Raw genomic sequence first — 20691 nt, forward strand, 5'->3', positions numbered from 1 at the left:
AACCAGTTTCAATCATTTTAGCTTAAAATATAAAAAAATGAAAGGGTCCTCAATACACTGGATATCCTGCCACAAACATCGCTAAATACAAAAGACTCCCCGCAACAGAAACTACAGTAAGGATAGCATCCTTTGATTTCTCTTCAGTGAGCGCGACAGCAGCAAAAGCTAGTGGAAATGCAACAAGCAAATACCGCGGGGCTGACAGCAGCCAGGTAGCTCCCACTACGAACGCAAAATACACGATGAAATAGGCGGTGTATGAAGGTCGTATCTTTTTTGCACCCATGAACATGATAATTAGTGCTGAGAATATAGCGATTAAATTAGGCAGCCATAAGCCGAGAAAAGAACGGCTATCTCCACTCTTAAAGGTGCCCACAGCGTATTCCATCTGATATCTTACCGTATCAAAAAAGAGATAAAACCGCTGAGACCAATGCTCTCTCTGGTAAATACTGAACTGAAACGCATTTCCCGTCACGTGATAATTAATAAACAGATAGGCCAGCAAGCCCGTTGATATGATAGCGAGAAAACATACAGCGCTGATGATTCTATGTATAAAGACTTTTTTACTTAATAGCTTATAGTTGCCCATCAGATCCCGTCCAAATTCAATCGCAACCGGTACAATCAGAAGCACTCCGGGAGAACGTGTATAAGCTGCAAGTGCACCGCACAAACATCCGATCAGCCATTCCTTTTTTCTCACAAAATATAAACACATCAAAGATAATGCCAGAAATAGAGCCTCGGTCATCGGAATGAAGAAAAAGAACGCGGCAGGGAATATGAAAATGTATTTCACGACCCGCATGGCATTCTTTCGATGCATGTCTAGTGCAGCAAGCTCATAAGCGACCAGGGCTGCGACAATTGAAGTGATATTTGAAACGATGAATCCAGAAACGAGATAATTCCCTACGAATGCCTGAACTACTCTTATTAAATTTGGAAAAAAGGGAAAGAACACGATATGGAATCTCGCATCACCCTCGGTCACGTATCCATTCTCAGCAATGCCCAAATAACTAGAAGCATCGATTCCAGAGATATGCCAAGTCTCTGCCATTTTGCTAAGCAGACCACCTGAATAGCCATTCTGTATGATCAAAAATGAATACCCGATGAGCATAAGCAGGATACGACTCGCCAATATCCATCCAATAATATAAAGCCAAGCCTGTCTTCTATCCTGCTCCTTACTCTTCCAAGTCACTTCAGGTGCTGGATTCGTCAAAACAAAATCCGTCAATACAGGTATAGTGCGGAGCCCCAATAGCGCAAAAAGCCCGAAACAGACCACAGAAGCGAGGGTGCCCAACATGGTCCAGCTCTGAGTCGAAATGGCCCAGTAAATAGCCGTCACCATCATAACAAGTATGAAGATGAAGGAAATGATTTTGTCGTGCTTTTTCATTTGATCCTCCAGTTATTTAGTCCGAACAATTGTTTAGGAAAAAAAGGATATAATTACCTATAGAAATATAATAGTCTTTGTGTATTTTTTTGTAAATCACATCTTATCTCTTCGTTCCTTACTCCCCCTCATAGCTGAAATAAAAGTTCAAAGGCAATTCATCATCACTTTGAAAACTGTTCGACATTCTGTAGGTTATATACAATTTATCCTCGCCCTTGCCGTATGACCATGATTCTTCGATAGAGCCTGTTAATGGCTTTAGCGGAAGAGCCATCCTGTCAATCGTTTGGATGGATTTTTCGACTTTGTCAGCCGCCTCCTCATCCGCAGGTTTGTATTGGTTCATAAAAGCAAGTACCAGTTCTCTCGCATCTTGATAACCACTTTCCGATCTGGGAAAGACCGTTCCTACCCGGTAACCAACGATTTTATTGGTCTTAACATCTACCACAATCTGCTGTATAAACTCCTTTTGATTCACGGATAAGATATCATCCTGCATAATTGTACCCAAGGTTGTATCGTATTCACCCACTGCATCGGCAATTTGCAAAGCAGCAAGCCCTTCTTCACGCGGCTGCATGAACACAGCCCGATGCTCTTCCACATGTGTGAAAAGCTCAGCATACTTGGGTCCTTCCTTACTGCATGCAGTGAATACCAGCAAAAGAATGACTATTCCACAAATGAGATTGAAATATGATTTTTTCAAACGAATACACCTCCTGGCCTGACGAAACCGGTTTGGTTGCCCCCCCCTAAACCTTACCATATATTTGAAAAAAGGCACAGATATTCAAATCTTATATTAGGAAATGAAGCCTGCCCACGGTAGTGGGCCCCAAAGAAAAAGCCCGAGCGTTTATGCTCGGACTTATTATCATTCAAATGGATAGATCCAGAAATGCTCTGTTCCAAAACGATCTTGGATTTCTTTATCCTCTAGCGTTTTGCTACCTAACAGTTCAGCGGCTTGGAATTGGGATTTATGCGCCTGAATGGATGCCATCTTTTGCTTCAGGAAATCTTTCACTTCAATGATAACCTGAGGCTTTCCAATCTCTTCAATATTATTGGCGAAAGCTATACAGTGAACAGGAGGTCTCTCTGCCTTGGGCATTCTTCCAACCGTTCGAACCACTGCAGCTCCGGTAGCATCATGATCGGGATGAACGCTGTACCCCGGATAGAACGTAATGATCAGTGAGGGGGTAAGCTCCTTCAGAAGCGCATCAATATGGCCCTCAAGCAGAGCTTGATCTTCAAATTCAATCGTTTTATCGTGGAAACCAAGCATTCTCAAATCCTGTATTCCAATCGCTCGGCAGGATTCTTCCAGCTCCTTTTTACGGATCTCTGGGAGGGTTACACGATTCGCAAATGGCGGCACGCCCATATTCCGGCCCATCTCTCCAAGTGTCAGACAAGCGTAGGTGACTTGGGTGCCGTTTTGCACATGTTTAGCTAGTGTTCCAGATATACCGAAGGCCTCGTCATCCGGATGCGGTAATATAACTAGAATATGTCTTTCCACTGAACTCCTCATCTCCTCTACCATTAGAACGGCTCCCGGCTTAATTGCAAGGATACGACCAGTTTGCCTTGGCTGTCATGACCGGCCAGAATTAATCTTTCGGTCTCACTCTCTTCATAGTGAGTTAGTCCTTCCGAGTACACCCAGCCTTGTGACATTTTTAGACCTACGCGATAAGGTCCATGACCGGAAATCGAACCATGAGAATATCGGATCACAGCATTTGTAATGAAAGTAGCCGCTGGGTGCTTAGAACTATCGAAATGGGCAGCGTATGCTCCCGTCGTCATCTCAAGATGGATATATAGATCCTGATCTTTAAGCAGGTCGATCCTCTCTTGTATTTCGGATTGATTAATTAGCTGCAAGGTTACGCCTCCATATCTGAATGAAATTATACCTACGAAAAATAAGATCCCTACCCTATTAAGGACGGATCTGTTAAAGGATAAGCGGGTCCGTATTTCTCATCAAAGTATAACTTCCAAAGGTTTGTAATTCAATGGTCACTCCTGAGAAGAGGCCTTACACATAAAAAAAGAGCATTAGCCCGCGTAGCTTGATCAAGCACTGAGATCACAATATATGGTAAAATCATTGTGGAGCCTTTGAATTAGGAGAAAGGATGGAGTGACTTGGGATTTCATGAAACGTCTCTTTCAATCAAATATCCAAACGTAATGAAAACACTAATTGCAATGTGTTTTTTAGAAGTTTCCTTAATAATTACTATGTATAATAGTACTAATCGCATACCTGACTTCCTGTTCTTCTTTCCAAGAATATGGTTCATCTTTATATTCATTATTATCATATTTTTACTCTATCGATTGCTCAGTTCCAAGAGTATTTCACTTGGCGACAATTATATTATTTCTTTAAATAAGAAAAGATACGATGCGGATGAAATAAGTTCAGTGTTTATCGATGGTAAACGAATTGGAATTAAGACTGTTGACAAAAAGTTGGTTCCACTACATCTGTACTTTACTTTTAAAAAGGAGAATACGGCTAATGGCATAGAGGAAATTAGGGAGTGGGCAAAAAGAAACAACAAACCCATAAGATATAAGTTCTTCTTTGGATGGATTTAAGCAAAGGGGCGTCCTATATCCATTTTACATGGATTTTTGGACAGCCCCTTATATATTTATTCACACTGCTGTCCAGATTGAATTACTTATGAAAATTGTATTCAGCCATTCATTCTTTCAGCCTTTTATCCAGAATTGGGCGGATGAACCAGATATAATAAACCAGACAGAGAAGCAATACTACAGATGTCAGAAAAAAGGGGATTTCATAATCCTGTCCAATCAAAATCCATCCCGTAAGCAGAGCGGCGCCGGATGATCCGAGGCTCCGAAATACGGATCTCATCCCTGCGTAGAGATTCCTCTCCCGCTCCTTAAAGGCAGACATCAACTGACTATCCAGCAGATTAGACAGCATCGTAAGCCCTCCCCCGCGAACCAGAAACACGATTGTGAACATCCAGACCGGCATAGCCCAGGATAATAAGGCGAACACGAGTATGTTAACCAAAAAGACAGATACGATCGCCACATTGTGGCCGAAACGCTCTAATACATAAGGCGTCATCAAAGAAGCTGCAAACAAAACAACTCCGCTTACCGCCAGCAGAATGGACACTTTATCATCCATCCAGTTCAGTCTATACTTCACAATTACATTAAGAAATGACCCAGTGATGGCTATCGCTCCTCCGAGCAGGGCCATGAATACCGAGAACAGCCAGAGTGTGCCGGAAGGCAGCTTTTTCCTCAAGCTAGAGACTTCACGGTTCACTTCCAGAACTTCAGAGGTTCTAACCGTTTCGCTTTCCCTCCCCTCAGAGGGAAGCCAGAGTCCTCTAATCATACTGTGAACAACGAAAACCAGTGCAGCAAGCAGCAGCGTTAGCCCATACCCATCCCCGCTATCAGCCGAATTCGGCAAGTATCCGGCAGCCAGGGTTCCTGCCCCTGTAAATGCCGTAAACACGGCAAACATCAGGGAGAAGGCACTTGCTTCTTCCTTGCGCGAGCCACAATAGTGAAATAGCAACTGCACCTCAGTCGTCTCCACAAGAGTAAGGCCAATCGAGACCAAAGTTTGAGCCAAATAGAATATGCCGGAATGATTGCCAATCGCATAAAGTGCACTTCCTGCCGCTATAAACATGATGCCGGATACTAGCAGCTTTTTACGACCTATACGGTTTGCCGATATGGATACAGGAATAGCCAATGCACCCATGATCAGTATACCTATGGACATGAGCAGCCCGATTTCATCCTCCTTCATTCCTTTGGACAGCAAATGCAAATTAAGAACTAGCGAATACATACCGATGCCGATGCCATACATGGCTTCGGTCATAAGAAACCGGCGGACGCCGACAGACAGGCGCAGCAAGTTCCTCATATACCCAGACATACCCATAACCCCTTTCTTTGGTGATACAGTCAAATAGGAAGGGCTCCAAACGGAGCCCCTCTACTTTCAAATGTATATTTTAATTGTAGGGACCAAGCCCTATTCCGGCTGTGTCTTCTTTAGATAAGCCCGCCATGTAATACACCACTTTGCAGGATCATCAAGAGAAGATTCCACATTCCGGTGAACGGTGCTGTTGTGCGGAGCTAATTTGACGATATGCGGCTGCGTGTAAGCTTCATTCGAAATATGGGACAGCGCCTCGATATATTCATCAAGATCTTCCTTCGAATAAGATTCAGTCGGCTCCAGGGTGAACGGCTGCGGAACGATGTACGGATGATGGGAAGTCCAATAATGCAGGCCGAAATCACACATCCGGCGGGTGATGTCTTCTGTCGTTACCCCAGTCTCATCCGTAAGCTGCTTCCAACTGTACCTTACCTGTTCAAGACGTCGACCTTTGATGTAAGGAGCGCTGGCTCCGCGGATTTGCAGAATTTTGTGATACAGGTAGTTATTATTCAGTACAGCGATTTGGGCCACATTCTTAAGACCGTCTGGCCCCAGACTCATAATCCAAGCGTAGGAACGAAGTACAGTCTGGGCCACGCCGTGGAAGCTGCGGACTTTGCCGATGCTATCACCGCTTTGCTCTACAAGGACATAACGACTGCCGTCCCAGTCAACAAGCGGACCGGGCAGGAAACGCTTAAGGGAATCGGTTACCCCAAGAGCGCCTGTAGCCGGCCCTCCACACATGTGAGGTGCCGCAAAGGTCTTATGCAGGTTGAAGAAACACATGTCAAACCCGGCTTCCTTGGCCCGGGTGATACCCAGCAGCCCATTCGCGTTCGCCTGATCGTAGAAGCAGATTCCTCCTGCTTCATGAACCACGTCCGTGAACTCACGAATACGATGATTGTATATACCTGTGTCTTCCGGATTGGCCACGACGAAACCCGCCGTGCGTTCAGAAATGGCATTCTTCAGCTTCTCCAGATCCGGGAATCCGTCTTCGTCAGGATGCAGTGTAATAATCTTATATCCTTTAACAGCTGCGGTCGCCGCTTGGGACGGATGTGAAAAGATCGTCGTAATGATCTCATCCCGCTGTTCTCCCTCGCCACGTGAATCATGATATGCGCGTACAATGGAAGCCATGGCCAGCAAGGCCTGGGTGCCACTGCTTGGCTGGAACGAGAAAGCATTCATCCCTGATATTTCACGCATCGCCTGATCCAGCCTATAGTAGATTTCCAGAATTCCTTGAACGGATCCAGCATCCTGCAGAGGATGCAGTTCCATCAGATTTGGGGTACGTATAAGCATTTCATTGATACGGGGAATATATTTCATCGTACATGTCCCCTGTCCGATCTCTACGTTAAGGTCGGAACCCAAAGTCTCTTGAGAGAGTCTTAAAAAATGCCTAAGAACTTTGGCCTGACCGATCTCGGGCAGCGCCGGTGCTTCTTTTCGCCGCATCGCTGATGGAATTCGGGCAGAGCCTAGACCAACAACCTCGGCAATCCCAGCCTCGGTGCCCGGCGGGATCACTCCGCGCTCACCCGATCGGTGAAGCTCGAAGATCACCGGTTCATCCCATTTGGCCTGGTGAAAGCGGCGCACCTTATGATCTCTACGAATCCGTTTCATGGCTTTCCTCCTACTCTTCTGTATTATTAATTCTTGCAGACAATGTTCTCGATAGCTGAGGCAAGCCGGTCCAGATCTGCCTGCATATGAATTTCAGTTACGCAGTATAGAGCACATTGTCCCCACTGGGGATATGCGGAGGATAGATCTTTTCCTCCGAAAATCCCTACTTCCAAAAGACGCTTGTTAATCTCAGCAACAGATATTCCAGTCTCGTTGAAATCTAAGACAAATTCTTTGAAAAAGGCTGTATCTTTAAAGCGCAAAGAGACCCCAGGAATGGCACACAGCTTATTCGCCGCATATTGAGATTTCTTTATAATGGTCTCCCCTACTTCCTGCATCCCCACTGGTCCAAGCAGGGATAGATAGACTCCGGCGGTAATTCCCCACAGGGCTGTCTGTGTTCCCACTGACTCCTTCCCCTTCTCCCGTTGGGCAAAGGATGTACGCTCATAGGCTACATCACCGAAGCCATATTCACCTTCCACTTCAGTAGGAACAATACCGAACAAGCGGGACGGATATTCCATCACATAAGTCTCTTCATCCCGGGTAGCGATGAATCCGGCTTGACCCCCACCATAGTTCATATGCATGCCCAGCGGCTGCAAATCCCCACAGACAATATCAGCGCCATAACGGCTTGGAGGTTCCAGTACGCCAAGGGAGATTGGATCAACGCCCACAATAGAGATAGCATTTACCGCGTGCACAAGCTCAGATATTTCAGCACCCTGATCCTCAATAATTCCGAGATAACCTGGATTCTCGAAGTAGAACGCCGCCGTTCCTTCCTCAAGCTTGCCCTGCAGATCATCCAAATCTATTTTTCCTGTCACCGGATCAATTTCCACGTACCTAATCTCCATTACAGGTGTACAGTAATTGGTAATGATCTTGGCTTTATCCGGATCGACGGATCTGGAGAGTAGCGCAATCCTGCGGCCTGTAATTCGACCTGCCATTCGGATGGCCGTGGAGGCTGCCTGTGCCCAGTCGAAGGTAGGGACATTAACTACGTCCATATCGACGAGTTCGGCCATCAGGCTCTGATACTCGAACAAGGACTGAAATCGGCCGTGGTCTTCGTAAGGCTCTCCTGCATAAGCCGTCACGAACTCCGAGCGCTGATTAATTTCGTCGCATACAGCCGGAACGAAATGCTGCCAGCAGCCAGCCCCGAGAAAGTTGATATAATCGGCGCCATGCTTGTTCTTCGCAAGCAGAGCCTCGATATGTCGACGAAGCTCATATTCATTCATAGCTGGAGGAAGATTCATCTCCCGCTTAAGCTTCAGACTGTCTGGAATAGCATCATGCAGCTGGTCGACGGAGCTCAGGCCGATTTCCTTCAGCATTGCCTCACGGACTTCCGGTGCTGTATTCGGGATATAGGGATGGGCATAAGTTCTGTGTTCAGACAAGGTTAACGCCTCCGTCCTTAAAAGGTTGATTTAAAGTATTTATTTCTTTAACCGTTAGGCAATGCCGCCGCCATCCACAACGAGTACGCTTCCGGTGACCCAGGAAGACAGATCGCTAGCTAGGAACAATACCGCATTTGCGATATCACGTGGTGTACCCAATCGCTCCAATGGACGTCCCCCAGCAGAGGCTATGAGGAAAGTAGCTTCGTCCTGTTGAAGCTGCTTGGCTTCATCGCGTAAAAGCGGCGTATCCGTGTCACCTGGGGACACGCAGTTCACGCGAATGTTCGCGGGACCGTGGTCAATGGCCATGGCTCGGGTGAGATTGACCACTCCAGCCTTGGCTGCACAGTAGGAAGCGGCACGGTCCCCGCCTTTAAGGCCCCAGCCGGAGCCGGTATTAATGATGCTGCCACCACCTCCGCGCTCCATCACCGGGATCATATATTTGGAGAGTAGATAGACTCCCTTAAGCGATACATCCATCACCAGATCCCAGTCGGCTTCCTCAAGCTCGACAACGGTCTTGCGGCGGATAATCCCCGCATTATTGAACAGAATATCGACTTTGCCGTGCGCGTTCTCAATCTCTGAGGCGGCACGCATGCAGTCCTCTGAAGAGGAGACATCGCAGCGCTGGAAGGTAGCCGCCCCTCCCCGCCCTTTAATCTCAAGAACAGCCTGCTCCCCTTGACTTACATTGATGTCCAGCACAACCACATGTGCTCCGAAATCTGCAAGCAGTCCAGCCGTAGCAAGGCCAATACCTGAAGCACCTCCGGTAACAACAGCTATCTTTCCGCTTAGATTGAGTACATCCTGTGTGTGGAGCATGCTGTCTCCTCCTCTCATTGTTGTGGTAACCCAAACAGCATTTGTCTACCAAGCCACTCTGGCGTGGTATCTTCTGATAAAAACGGAGTGAGCAGAATACGGAATGTAAAAGCTTCCGATGTTACCTTATGATCCGGCATCTGGGCAGGTCCACAACTGTTGCTGCCCAGCCCATTCTGCCGGTAATCCAGATTCAGCGTGACGAAGTCACGCGGAACAAGCTCGCTTGCATGTTGTGCCTCTTCAAGATCCTTGTCCGTATAACGGCGCGCGCTGAATTCAAGCGTCGGACTACCTGCAGCAAGTAGACCAAGTCCGGATGCGTCTGTGACGGATAACCATCTGACATCCATCCGGTTCCCATTCTCCTGCGGATATATATATGGAGTGAATAGTCCATCAATTGAAGCTGTGTACACTCCAACACGGCATGCCTCTTTGCTGTCCGAATAATTCTCACCAGGTCCCCGGCCATACCATTTCACCCGATCCATGTCGCCTGGAATCTCCATCTGAAGTCCAATCTTAGGCAGCATTTCTGGTGGCTTGCCCTCCGGTGTGCCCTGCACATCCATAGTGATTTGCCCTATACTGGTTACGGTATAGGTGATTACACACCGGAAACCCCAATCAAAAACTGGCGGAGCAATCCTTGAACTCACAGTGATGCGGATGTTCCCTTCATCAAGCCAGGCCCAGCTAACCTCATCAACACGTTCTGTTAGCCGGTCCAGGTGTGCTTTGCGCCAGTCCGGTAGCACATACATGTCATTGTCGATCGGTGCACGCCAGAAATTCAGCCGCGGTCCGGCTTTCATTAGTTCCTTGCCATTCAGACGAAGCGAATCGATTCGCCCGCTCCGCGTGTCAAAGATCATCCGGAAGTCCTCATTTGCGAGAATGATCTGTCCAGCAGCTTCTGTGCAGTAAAGATTCCGCCTGATCTGCTGACTTCTCATCCCAATAGCAGCATTGGAATGGTCATCTGAATGCCCTGTATGATTATCGCCAACACGATTTCCCAACTCATCCTGCATTAGAAACTGAGCCCAAGCCACTTCATGCCCCTGCTCCGCCCAAAGACAGTCAGCGGCGATCGAGAAGCTGATGTTCAGCCACTGTTCCGCATCCTCACTGCGAAGGAGAGCATCAAGACTGTGGTCATAAGGAATCTCCACTTCTGCCTGTCCGCCCGCTTCAATCTCTGGCAGTGCAAGAACCCCGCTTTGAACGGTACGTCCATCCATGGTAATGCTCCAATCAGCATATAGGTGATCCAGTGTAAGGAAATCATAGCGGTTAATCACATTAACCTTATTCCTGCTTATATACTCGACGCGAACCGGCTCGATAATTTTCTTATATTCAAGCAGGCCCGGTGATGGCGTTCGGTCCGGCCGGACTAGACCATCTATGACGAAGTTGCTGTTATTGGGCACATCCCCGAAGTCCCCGCCATAAGCATAATCAGCCTTCCCATCCGCCGTCTTCCAGCTCAGCCCGTGGTCAATCCATTCCCACACAAAGCCGCCCTGCAGTCTATCGTACTTGTCAAAAGTATCAAAATAAGGTCTTAATCCACCGGGGCCGTTGCCCATGGCATGCGCGAATTCACACAGAATATGCGGCTTCGGATGATCAGTCAACTGACCGAAGCCTTCCATCTTCTCAACGGAGGAGTACATCGTGCTTACCACATCACAGACCTCAGCTTCGCGATCTTCTTCGTAATGAATAAGCCGTGTTGGGTCAGCTTCTCTGCACCACTGCGCCATCGCCCGGAAATTGCAGCCGAAGCCGGACTCATTCCCAAGCGACCAGAAGATCACGGAAGGATGATTCTTGTCGCGCTTAACCATTCGCTGAACGCGCTCCACGTAGGCTTCCTGCCAGGCAGGATCATCGCTGAGTCTGGAAATGTTGCCTAGCAGTTCGAATCCGTGTGTCTCCAGATCGGTCTCTTCCATAACATATAAGCCGTACTCATCACACAGATCATAGAACCGGGGATCATTCGGGTAGTGCGCGGTTCTTACAGCGTTAATATTGTGCTGCTTCATCATCTTGATGTCCTGTAGCATGGTGGAGACGGTGACTGTGCGACCTGTATCCGGGTGATGATCGTGACGGTTGACTCCTTTGAGTTGAATCGCCTTTCCATTCACCAGGAATTGTCCGCCGCGCACCTCAACTGTGCGGAATCCAACCCGCTGAGCCGTCATCTCTACCGTATCTCCACTTTCATCCAACAAAGTGATCTTCAGATGGTACAAATTGGGGGATTCCGCACTCCACAGTTCCGGCTGTCCTACCGGCATTATAAGCTGCACATTCTTTCCTGCAGTAACCCGATCCTCAGCCCATGCAACAGATTCACCACTTCGTTTAAGCAGTTCAAGCCGCAGACTGCCCTGTTCAGCAGCTTCCCCTTGTATGTTCACATGAACAGACAAGATCCCATCACGGCTTGATTCATCCAGTTCCGTTATAATCCGATAATCGGCAATGCGGAGCGAAGACGGCTCGGAGAGCAGATACACATCTCTAAAAATTCCGCTCATCCACCACATATCCTGATCTTCCAGATAACTGCCGTCCGACCATTGGTACACTCTAACGGCTAAAGTATTGTGGCCCGGTTTCACATAAGGAGTGAGATCGAATTCTGAGGTTAGGCGGCTGCCCTGACTGTATCCGACCGGTTTGCCGTTTACCCAGATATGAAACGCACTATCCACCCCGTCGAACTTAATGGCGACATTCCGTCCGTTCCAGGATTCAGGCAGCATGAACTCTCTAACATAACTGCCTGTCGGATTCTCGTCAGGCACATGCGGGGGGTCTGCCGGAAACGGATAATATAGGTCCGTATAATGTGGAGTTCCGTATCCCTGTAGCTGCCAGTGCCCCGGAACCTGAATCTCATCCCAGCCGGAAGTATCATACGCCTCCTCGTAAAAATAATCCGGAGCCCACTTTGGCCCCTTTGCATAATTGAACTTCCATATGCCATTCAAGGATTTGAACCAGGGGGAGCTTCCCCTATTGTAAGTTAGTGCCCCTGACCAGTCAGAATAGGGGATGAAGTAGGCCCGGCTTTTGGCCCGCCCTCGCTGAAGGATGCCAAGATCATCCCAATCCCTCCCGATAGTTTGCTGTGACATGGTTCATTTCTCCTCTCTTTTCTCTACTCTGCGTTGTGTGCTGTTATTAGATTTTCCGAACCCGCTACGGCGAATTAACCTTTAATGCCCGTAGTCGCAATGCCGCCAACGATGTAGCGTTGAGCGAAAAAGAAGATTGCCAGCGGCGGAATCGAGATCAGAACTGTAATCGCCATAATGGACTGCATATCCACACCGTACATCCCTTTGAACTGTGAGAGCCCTAGGGTCAATGTGTATTTCGTCTGGTCGTTAAGGAAAATCAGCGGACCCAGATAATCATTCCAACATCCCATAACCTGGAACACAGCGACCAGGATCAGCGAAGGCCCCATCAGCGGGACAATAATCCGTGTTAATACGGTCAGCTTATTGGCTCCGTCGATTGTAGCTGCTTCGTCTAGCTCCCGCGGGATGGTGAGAATGAACTGCCGCAGCAGGAAAATGAAATAGGCGGACCCGAAGAAAGACGGTACAATAAGAGCTTTGAGCGTATTAATCCATCCCAGAACGTTGAACAGCATATACTGCGGGATCATAGTGACTTCCCAGGGAATCATCATTGTTGCCAACACAACCAGGAACAGAAAATCCCTGCCCTTGAACTGAAATCTGGCGAATCCATAGGCTACGAGCGTGCATGAAATCAGTTGACCAAACGTCGACAGGATGGTAATAATCAGTGTATTTTTCAGAAACATATTGAAAGGTTGAATGTTCCACGCCTCTGCAAAATTGCTGAACTTCCATACAGAAGGAATCCATTTAGGTGGAAAAAGATACAGCTCGGACTGTGACTTGAGCGCAGTCGTAACCGCCCAGAACAGCGGAGCTATGAACAACAGTGAAAAAAAGAGCAGCAGAACGTATACCAGTATTTTCTTCACAAAGAACGTCTCCTTCCTTGAGCCTTCAGCTTCTCCTGAGGATTCTTCTTCATTTCACCTTCGTAGAACACCCAGGCTTCCGAGGATTTGAACACAAGAAAGGTCAAGCCGAGCACGATCAGGAACATGAACCAGGCGTTAGCTGCCGAATATCCCATTTTGAAATACTTAAACGCATTCTCATACATGTACATGGCATAAAAATAGGTTGCTTTCATTGGACCACCTCCGGTCAGCAATAAAGCCAGGGTCAGCTGCTGGAAGGCTGCAATGATGGATGTAATTAAGTTGAATAAAATCGTCGGAGTGATCATCGGAATCGTCACACTGAAGAATTGTCTGAGCTTACCTGCCCCATCAATGGAAGCGGATTCATAAAGATCTCTCGGAATCCCTTTGAGGCCAGCCAGAAAGATCAGCATCATCGATCCTTGTCCCCAGAGACTTGCAATCACCATCGCTACTAATGACCATTGCTTATCATTGAGCCAATCAGGGCCCTGAATACCGATCAGGGACAGAAAGTAATTCAGAATCCCGTAATCACCGCTGTACACCCAAGACCAGATCATAGCCAGAGCGACACCGGATATAACGGAGGGAATATAAAAGGCGGTTCGGAATATAGCACTGCCCCGTGTCTTCTGATTCAAGAGAATCGCAAGCCCAAGCGCCACAATGATGTTCAATGGAACGAACAGAGCTGCAAATTTGAGGGTGACCCCGAGTGAGGTCCAGAATAACGGGTCATCCGTAAACATTTCCGCATAATTGCCAAACCCGATAAAGTGTACTTCGCCGACAATCGGCCAATCAAAAAAAGAGATGATAAGGGAAAATAACAATGGCCCCAAGGTGAACACGAGGAATCCGAAGATCCAAGGAAAAATGAAGAGGTAGGGAACAGCCCTACCCCAACTACGTTTTCGTGTAGGCTTGAGCTGGGCCATAGGCTCCCCTGCTTGATGCAGAAAGGTCTGAGCCATCTCTTAACCTTCTTTCTGTAAATGTGTTATTTCAAATAACGTTGACTATCTTTAACAGCCTGATTCAGCACTTCCTGGGCATTGCTGCCGTGCATAACCGCTTCCACCGCAGCAGAGAGCTGGCGGTTCACTTCATTCCATTTCGGATTGAGCAGGAACGCAGGTGTATTGCTGGAACGTTCCAGCATCGTGTAATACGGTTTATAGAGCGGGTCCTGATCTTTCTTCAGCTCGTTTACGACACTGACCCTTACAGGCAGATCTGCCACACGCATCTTGATCGAATCATTAGATACATAGAATTTCACGAATTCCCAGGCCAGATCTTTCTGCTTCGAATCCTTGGCGATGGACAAAGCGGACTCCGCGAGCACGCCTTTGACCGGTTTGCCCGGGAACGCAGGGATTTCGACCGTTCCTACATTTATGCCTGCCGTCTTGAACGATTCCAGCGGCCAAATACCGCTCTCCCACATAGCGATTTTACCTGCTTTAAAAATGTCATCTCCGCTCTGCTGGCCTTTGCCTCCGGTCAGCACAGCCGAGCCGTTCTTAACCATGTCGCCGAGCATCTGGATAGACTCAGCTGTCTCTTTGCTGTTCATAAATCCTTCAATCGTTTTGCCGTCATCAGAGATGAACGAGCTTCCGTTGCTCCATACGAAGCTCTGAAGGTCATACGTATCGTTCTCTGCCCGAACCCCGAACCCGTACTGCTTCTTCGACTTATCGCTGAGCTTGGCCGCGATGTCCTGGAACTCCGTCCATGTCCATCCATCCTTCGGATAAGGGATCTTGGCATCATCGAACAACTTCTTGTTGTAATAGACCACACGTGTGGTGAACCCTGCCGGAATGCCATATAGCTTGCCGTCAATTTTGCCATAGTTGAACAATCCCGGATAGAAATCTTCGATGTTCAATTCTTTATCTTTGCTCGAATAGCTGTCCAGTGGTTCCAGGGATTGATGATAGGTCGGGAAATCCCACATATACATCACATCTGGCGGATTGGTTGCCCCGAATCCGGCGGCAAGCTTCTGGTCAAAACCGTCTGCATAAGCCTCTACCTGAACCTTCGTGCCCGGATGGGCTGCTTCGAATTTCTTGGCGATGTCTTGCTCAATCTTGAGCGCGTCTCCGGTATCCCATGTCGCAAAACGAAGCGTCTTCGTCTCCCCTGAGCCTGCAGCACCTGTGGATGATGAAGGCTCACTGTTCCCCCCGCAAGCTGTGACCATAGTTGCCATTAACGTAGTGGCAAGTACAATAAGAGAAATTTTCTTTTTCACTGTGGCAGCCTCCCCTTTGAATGAGGTAATAATAATTGAACCGCTTTCATCTTAACTTTTATGAAAGCGGTTCAAAACCGATATCTATTCGAATGTTTGCGTACTTTTGTTCGATTTACAGATCGGGGTGTCCATCTGTTCGAATCACGGCGTCTTTTTGTTGTATGCGGTAATAACTAGGCGTCTGACCCGTGCACCGCTTGAACCATTTGCTGAAATATTTACTGTCGCCCAGCCCTGTCCGCTCCGCAATATCCTGCATCGTCAACTGCGTATCCCGCAGCAATACCTTGGCAAGCTTAAGCTTCCTTTTATATTGAAAAGCCACAAAGCTGTCGCCAACCGTCTTCTTAAATAAGATCGAGAAATGGCTTCGGCTAAGTCCCACCTGGCTCGCCAAATCGCTAACCGACCAATCCGCTCCAGGGTTCTCATGCAGAAGCTTCACGGCCTTCCAGATCGGTTCAGGCCAGTCCTGAGACGAAATACCATGCAGCTTCTCGACTTCCGCTTCCTTGTGAAGCGCCATGAAGGCCTTGCTTAAATCTTCAGCGTTGCCCAGCGGTCCTCTCTTAGCCCATTTCAGCTTCTCGATTTGGCTTTTCATCTGAACGAGCAGACTGTCCGCAATTTCCTGCTCGTCACCAGGTACAATCCAGTAGCAAAGGTCCTCACCGTAAGGGATGATAACAGGTGCACTGTGGGGCATCCGGCTATTCTCATCCTCATTAAGCTTGACGAGATCCAGGTAAGTACAATCGCATCCACAGGTCTTGATCAGATAAATGTACAAGGGTTCCCTATTCAGCGGCAGCTTCTCCCTAATGAGCTTATCTATTTCGTCAACAAATTTGCTGCTGTGTCCACTCTGCCAGGCAAACAAGAGAGAGCCCAGACGTTCTCCATAGATTTCGCTTGTTTCAGCATCCGCTACGGGAGCAGACGATGTCAGCTCCCTCTGGAACTTCTCCAGCATTCCTTCCAGCTCTTCATCTTCAAAGGCCGTCTTAAGCAGATATCCTGAAGCCCCAAGCTTAATTCCCTGCTGAGCAAACTCGAAGTCACGGTGACAGCTCAGCAGAATAATCCGGGTGTCCTTATCGACCTCTTTAACTTTGCGTAACAGTTCAATCCCATTCATCTCCGGCATGACGATATCGGTGATCACTATTTGAGGCAGGTGAATCTGATAGGCCTCCCAGGCTTTAAGGCCGTTTGGCGCATCCGCCACCACTTCCATCCCATACTTATGCCAAGGAATTGTAGAGCGAAGTCCTTTGCGCACGATACTCTCATCATCTGCAATTAACACTTTAATGGTCTTGGTTGTCTCCATGCGGACTCTCCTCCTTCTTGGGCCACCGAATTACGATAGTAGTGCCTTCACCTTTCGTAGAATGCACCGTCAAGCCATACTGCTGTCCGAAATGAAGCTTGAACTTCTGATTCGCGTTCTGAACGCCGAGTCCTCCGCGTCCCTGCGGTTTACTTTCCGGCTTTGCAAGCATAAGCGCCCTCAGCTTCTCTTCAGTGATCCCTGCACCGTCATCAGACAATGTTAACAACAGATGCTCACCTTCCTCCCGTACACTTAACGAAATGTTTCCCTTCCCATCTTCAAATCCATGAAAAAAGATATTCTCGAAGAGCGGCTGAAGGGTCATACGGGGAATCAGATACGGCTTAAGCTCTTCTTCACAGGTCTGTTCATAACTGAATGCGGACCCGTAACGGATCTCTTGTATTTTCAGAAAATGCTCAATCATACGGAGTTCACGTCCTAGTGTGATCAACTCCTGAGAGATATCCAGATTACCTTCGAGCACCATCGTCAGATGATAGAGCATCTGGCGGATATCCTCTGCCCCTTGGAGCCTTGCTTTCCACTGGATAGAATTCAGCGTATTGAAGAGCAAATGTGGATTAATTTGGTAGTGGAATGCCTTAAGCTCGGCCTCCTTCTTCAGCCGCTCACTCTGCTCCACTTCCTGGACAAGGGATTGAATTCCCCCTACCATACGATTGAAACTGGTGTCCAGACTTCCGAGTTCATCCTTGCCTTCCACCAAGGTCCTCGTGTGTAGCTTGCCAAAGCTGACCTTCTGCATCGAGTCTTTCAGCCTGCGAATTCGAGCTGTGAATTTCGATGAGAATATATAAGCTAGCCCAAAGGCAAGCAGACAAGAAACAATGGCTACAAGTACTGTGTTGGAGCGGATCAGGTTCGAGGAAAAATAAAATGCTTTGGCCGGCAATCTTGCTTCAATCTTCCATCCGTTGGCTGCCAGTGTCCTATTCCACACCACGTCGCTACCGTCTGGAGTGAATGGAGAATCTGAATGGTAAACGGGTTGCCCTTCAGAATCAGTTATCGTCAAATGCGCTTTGGTATCTTCTTCAAACATATGGAACATATTTAGAAGAACCTGCGCATTCTCTTCAATTAAGATCGTGCTTCCATGCTGGTTTCCAGCCGGATTATTAATCCGTACAGCGAGCCCCAGTATAGGTTCTCCGGTATCCGAAGCTTCCATGCCATGATTCATAGGATAGAAGCCCAGCCAATAGGGCCCTTTGGATGAATAAGTAATGGCCCGCCAGGCGGGGATATCATTAAGCTTACTGACATTCAGATTATTCTCTCCATAGTAATAACCAGAACGGGTAATCAGATAAATACCTCTTGTCAGATCCGTCTTAAGTGATTTAAGCAGCGCCTCGAAGTCATCTTTATCCATAATCTCCTGATACGTAGTTGGAACGTGATCACCTAGTCCCACCCGTGCAGGATCAAGGAGATACGAATAAATTGTTCCTGTCGTCTGATTCATCCGGTTCAAAGCGGAGCTGATCTGCTGATCAAGTTGTGCCACGGTGTTCTCCCCGTATTTCCCGAATTGAGAGTTGATGACTATAGCGGATTGATAATAGTTCAAGGCTCCCAGTGACAGTAGCGGAATAATCGCGACAATAAGAAAGCAAAAGAGCAGCTTAGTCCGGATGCTGAAATAAGAGCGAATAGAGAAGCGATGATATAACTTCTTAAAGAAATGACTCCACATGACTTCTCATCCCCGCCTTATATATTTCATTTTTATAGTTGAAGTGTAGCACGGACTGGCACGCTCGGGAATATCTCGGAAAATGGGAAAGCACTTCCCCTCACGCCGGTCTTGACCAGGAGGAAGTGCCCGTATGTTTTTAAGTTGTATACTCGTGCCCTAGGATTAAGAAGACACTTGAGGTCCAAGTAAACGCCCTGTCGCGAAGCCCTTGACCCGTCAGGGCATCGAAGTTCTCAGCCATGCCACTCTTGTTCAGCATATTGCAGAATCGGCGGGCTACCTCGCTTGCCAGTTCAACATCCCCCGCCGCGGCCACACCTTCCACGAGCAACATGGTTGATGGCGCCCAAATCGGGCCCCGCCAATAGCCATCCGGCGTGTAGTAAGGGCTCTTCACACTCTCTGTAGCCCAGCCGTTCGGCGTCAAGAAACGGCTCTCATCCCGCAGGCCATCCAGCAGTGCGCGCAGGATTGGCTCCGGCAGCCGCTTGCCAAGCAGAATGGGCACGAAGAGCAGCAGGCTGTCGCCGTCGGATGCTTCGTGAGTTCCAGAACGGCAAGCGGTGAACCTTCCATCCTTCCAGAAATGACGCAGCATTTTCTCCAGGGTCTCCTCGCCTAATCGTCTCCATGCGGTGCTTTCTTCGGTAAGCCCCAGAAGCCCGGCAATTTCGGCAAGCAGTTCAATCTGCAAGATTAAAAATGCTGCCAGATCCGGACTCTCCACCGGAATCCCGTTATTAAAGGCAGTACTGTTGTCCCAACCCGAATCGTTTCCATGATTGTACTGTGGTATACCGTCCTTGTCGTTATCCCGGTAATGGAACCACCAGTTCGTCCACTTGCTCAAGGGCCCATACACTTCACGAAGATGGGATTCCTTAATATAATCCGTCCGCTGCATCATCCAGGCCAACGTCCAGCCATGAATAGGCGGTTTGTTGCAGTTCCAAAGCTCGTACTTGTCGTTAATAAAGTCCGGAATCAGGCCACTCTCATCCTGGCGATCGAAGAAAATCATAAACTGGTCCCAGGCCAGCTCCGGGTGATGTCTGACCAGAGCCATCGCATTGAAGCAGTGATCCCAGCTCCAAATATTCGTCATCCAGTTCTTCGACATATACATTGCTGGCCGGGTCAAACATCCTTCCGCGGGAACCAGACAGGACCAGTTAATATAAGCCGCCAGTTCACGGCCGTCTTGCCAGCGTTCGGGAACGGTCAAGCTGGCACCCAGCCACTGGTCATATTCCTGTTGCACCGCTAGTACCGCTTCCTCCCATGGTGTCCAGGCATCACGCCGTTCCCATACCGTGCGGAATTCTTCCACCGCGAACTCGGCAATTTCCGTACCCGCTTCAGGGGTGAACTCCGCCACAATGCGGGAACTTTTGATTTTGTCCCAAGGTACCTCCATCCGGAGAGCCCCGGTTAACCGGGTGAGCATGAACCGGCATTCATGGGTGAAGCTGTTTACTTCCCAACTGCCTGCGCTATGTTCATAAGCATAATCGTAGGCTGAGGTACGGAAGGTTAGGCGGATGCCACATCCTCTGCTCTTGAAACGGACCGTACGGGCATCTGTGATACAGATCTCCGCATAGATATTGTCGGTATCCGTATTCAATCGAAGCAGTGCAGGCTCTGCCTTAGCCTCGTACGGAATATACTGATTACTCTCATCCAGCAGTTCAATTTGAAAAGCTTCACCAAATTTATCATCCCCACCACGCACGGTCCGTAAGTAAAGTCCCTCCGCCCTGACATCCGATTCAGGTAGTTCAGAAATAGCCAGAAAGGTGCCTCTTCGGCTGAAGGGTACCGTGTTAAGATTAAAGTTCATATCGTCGGACTCCTTTCCAAAGGAAGTATGCGCTTTCAGTTTATCCAAGGCGTCAGAATTACGAAACAGACAGGTGTTAGCGATGGGGCGTCATATTGTTGGAGTGAGAAGTCTGAGGCGTACACGGGTGTC

At 48.2% G+C, this 20691-nt stretch carries 16 protein-coding genes; 1 reads left to right on the forward strand and 15 read right to left on the reverse strand.

From position 1 onward, the window contains the following. Positions 1-49 precede the first annotated feature (49 nt). The 4 genes from ACQKMP_RS27000 to ACQKMP_RS27015 form a co-directional block, all read right to left on the reverse strand. Complete coding sequence (locus ACQKMP_RS27000) at positions 50-1423, reverse strand: hypothetical protein (protein WP_339244920.1); 1374 nt, start codon at positions 1421-1423, stop codon at positions 50-52. Positions 1424-1541: 118 nt separating this feature from the next. After that, positions 1542-2138, reverse strand: coding sequence for a hypothetical protein (locus ACQKMP_RS27005; protein ID WP_339244917.1), 597 nt, complete (start codon positions 2136-2138; stop codon positions 1542-1544). Between the two features lie 168 nt (positions 2139-2306). Next, positions 2307-2960, reverse strand: a complete 654-nt coding sequence (gene bshB2, locus ACQKMP_RS27010) for a bacillithiol biosynthesis deacetylase BshB2 (RefSeq protein ID WP_339244914.1) — start codon at positions 2958-2960, stop codon at positions 2307-2309. Positions 2961-2983: 23 nt separating this feature from the next. Further along, complete coding sequence (locus ACQKMP_RS27015; protein ID WP_042184926.1) at positions 2984-3328, reverse strand: YojF family protein; 345 nt, start codon at positions 3326-3328, stop codon at positions 2984-2986. A 267-nt stretch (positions 3329-3595) separates the two neighbouring features. Between ACQKMP_RS27015 and ACQKMP_RS27020 the strand changes: the two genes are divergently transcribed. After that, on the forward strand, positions 3596-4054 hold the full coding sequence (locus ACQKMP_RS27020) for a hypothetical protein (protein ID WP_339800495.1): 459 nt from the start codon (positions 3596-3598) through the stop codon (positions 4052-4054). A 109-nt stretch (positions 4055-4163) separates the two neighbouring features. Here ACQKMP_RS27020 and ACQKMP_RS27025 read toward each other — a convergent pair whose 3' ends face one another. The 11 genes from ACQKMP_RS27025 to ACQKMP_RS27075 all read right to left on the reverse strand — a co-directional run bounded on the left by ACQKMP_RS27025 (position 4164) and on the right by ACQKMP_RS27075 (position 20559). Further along, complete coding sequence (locus ACQKMP_RS27025; RefSeq protein WP_340974142.1) at positions 4164-5399, reverse strand: MFS transporter; 1236 nt, start codon at positions 5397-5399, stop codon at positions 4164-4166. Between the two features lie 99 nt (positions 5400-5498). Next, on the reverse strand, positions 5499-7058 hold the full coding sequence (gene gcvPB, locus ACQKMP_RS27030) for an aminomethyl-transferring glycine dehydrogenase subunit GcvPB (RefSeq protein ID WP_427471986.1): 1560 nt from the start codon (positions 7056-7058) through the stop codon (positions 5499-5501). A gap of 26 nt (positions 7059-7084) precedes the next feature. Next, complete coding sequence (gene gcvPA / locus ACQKMP_RS27035; RefSeq protein ID WP_427471988.1) at positions 7085-8485, reverse strand: aminomethyl-transferring glycine dehydrogenase subunit GcvPA; 1401 nt, start codon at positions 8483-8485, stop codon at positions 7085-7087. A gap of 54 nt (positions 8486-8539) precedes the next feature. Beyond that, the gene (locus ACQKMP_RS27040) at positions 8540-9322 is read right to left on the reverse strand and encodes an SDR family NAD(P)-dependent oxidoreductase (RefSeq protein WP_427471990.1); all 783 of its coding nucleotides are present in this window, start codon (positions 9320-9322) and stop codon (positions 8540-8542) included. A gap of 14 nt (positions 9323-9336) precedes the next feature. Continuing rightward, entirely contained in the window at positions 9337-12486 is a 3150-nt protein-coding gene (locus tag ACQKMP_RS27045) for a glycoside hydrolase family 2 TIM barrel-domain containing protein (protein WP_427471992.1), read from the reverse strand. A gap of 74 nt (positions 12487-12560) precedes the next feature. Next, positions 12561-13373, reverse strand: a complete 813-nt coding sequence (locus ACQKMP_RS27050) for a carbohydrate ABC transporter permease (protein ID WP_076286144.1) — start codon at positions 13371-13373, stop codon at positions 12561-12563. Continuing rightward, entirely contained in the window at positions 13370-14323 is a 954-nt protein-coding gene (locus tag ACQKMP_RS27055; protein ID WP_339271492.1) for a sugar ABC transporter permease, read from the reverse strand. The genes ACQKMP_RS27050 and ACQKMP_RS27055 overlap by 4 nt, the downstream gene beginning before the upstream one ends. 62 nt (positions 14324-14385) lie before the next feature. Further along, on the reverse strand, positions 14386-15609 hold the full coding sequence (locus ACQKMP_RS27060; RefSeq protein WP_179085840.1) for an ABC transporter substrate-binding protein: 1224 nt from the start codon (positions 15607-15609) through the stop codon (positions 14386-14388). 157 nt (positions 15610-15766) lie between these two features. Then, on the reverse strand, positions 15767-16987 hold the full coding sequence (locus ACQKMP_RS27065; RefSeq protein WP_076300300.1) for a response regulator transcription factor: 1221 nt from the start codon (positions 16985-16987) through the stop codon (positions 15767-15769). Continuing rightward, a complete protein-coding gene (locus tag ACQKMP_RS27070; protein WP_427471995.1) occupies positions 16965-18713 on the reverse strand; it encodes a sensor histidine kinase in 1749 nt (582 codons plus the stop codon). The genes ACQKMP_RS27065 and ACQKMP_RS27070 overlap by 23 nt, the downstream gene beginning before the upstream one ends. Positions 18714-18852: 139 nt before the next feature. Beyond that, positions 18853-20559, reverse strand: a complete 1707-nt coding sequence (locus ACQKMP_RS27075) for an amylo-alpha-1,6-glucosidase (RefSeq protein ID WP_427471996.1) — start codon at positions 20557-20559, stop codon at positions 18853-18855. Between the last annotated feature and the right edge of the window lie 132 nt (positions 20560-20691).

The sequence above is a fragment of the Paenibacillus sp. NPDC101420 genome, assembly GCF_050277435.1.
Lineage (GTDB): Bacteria > Bacillota > Bacilli > Paenibacillales > Paenibacillaceae > Paenibacillus_AQ.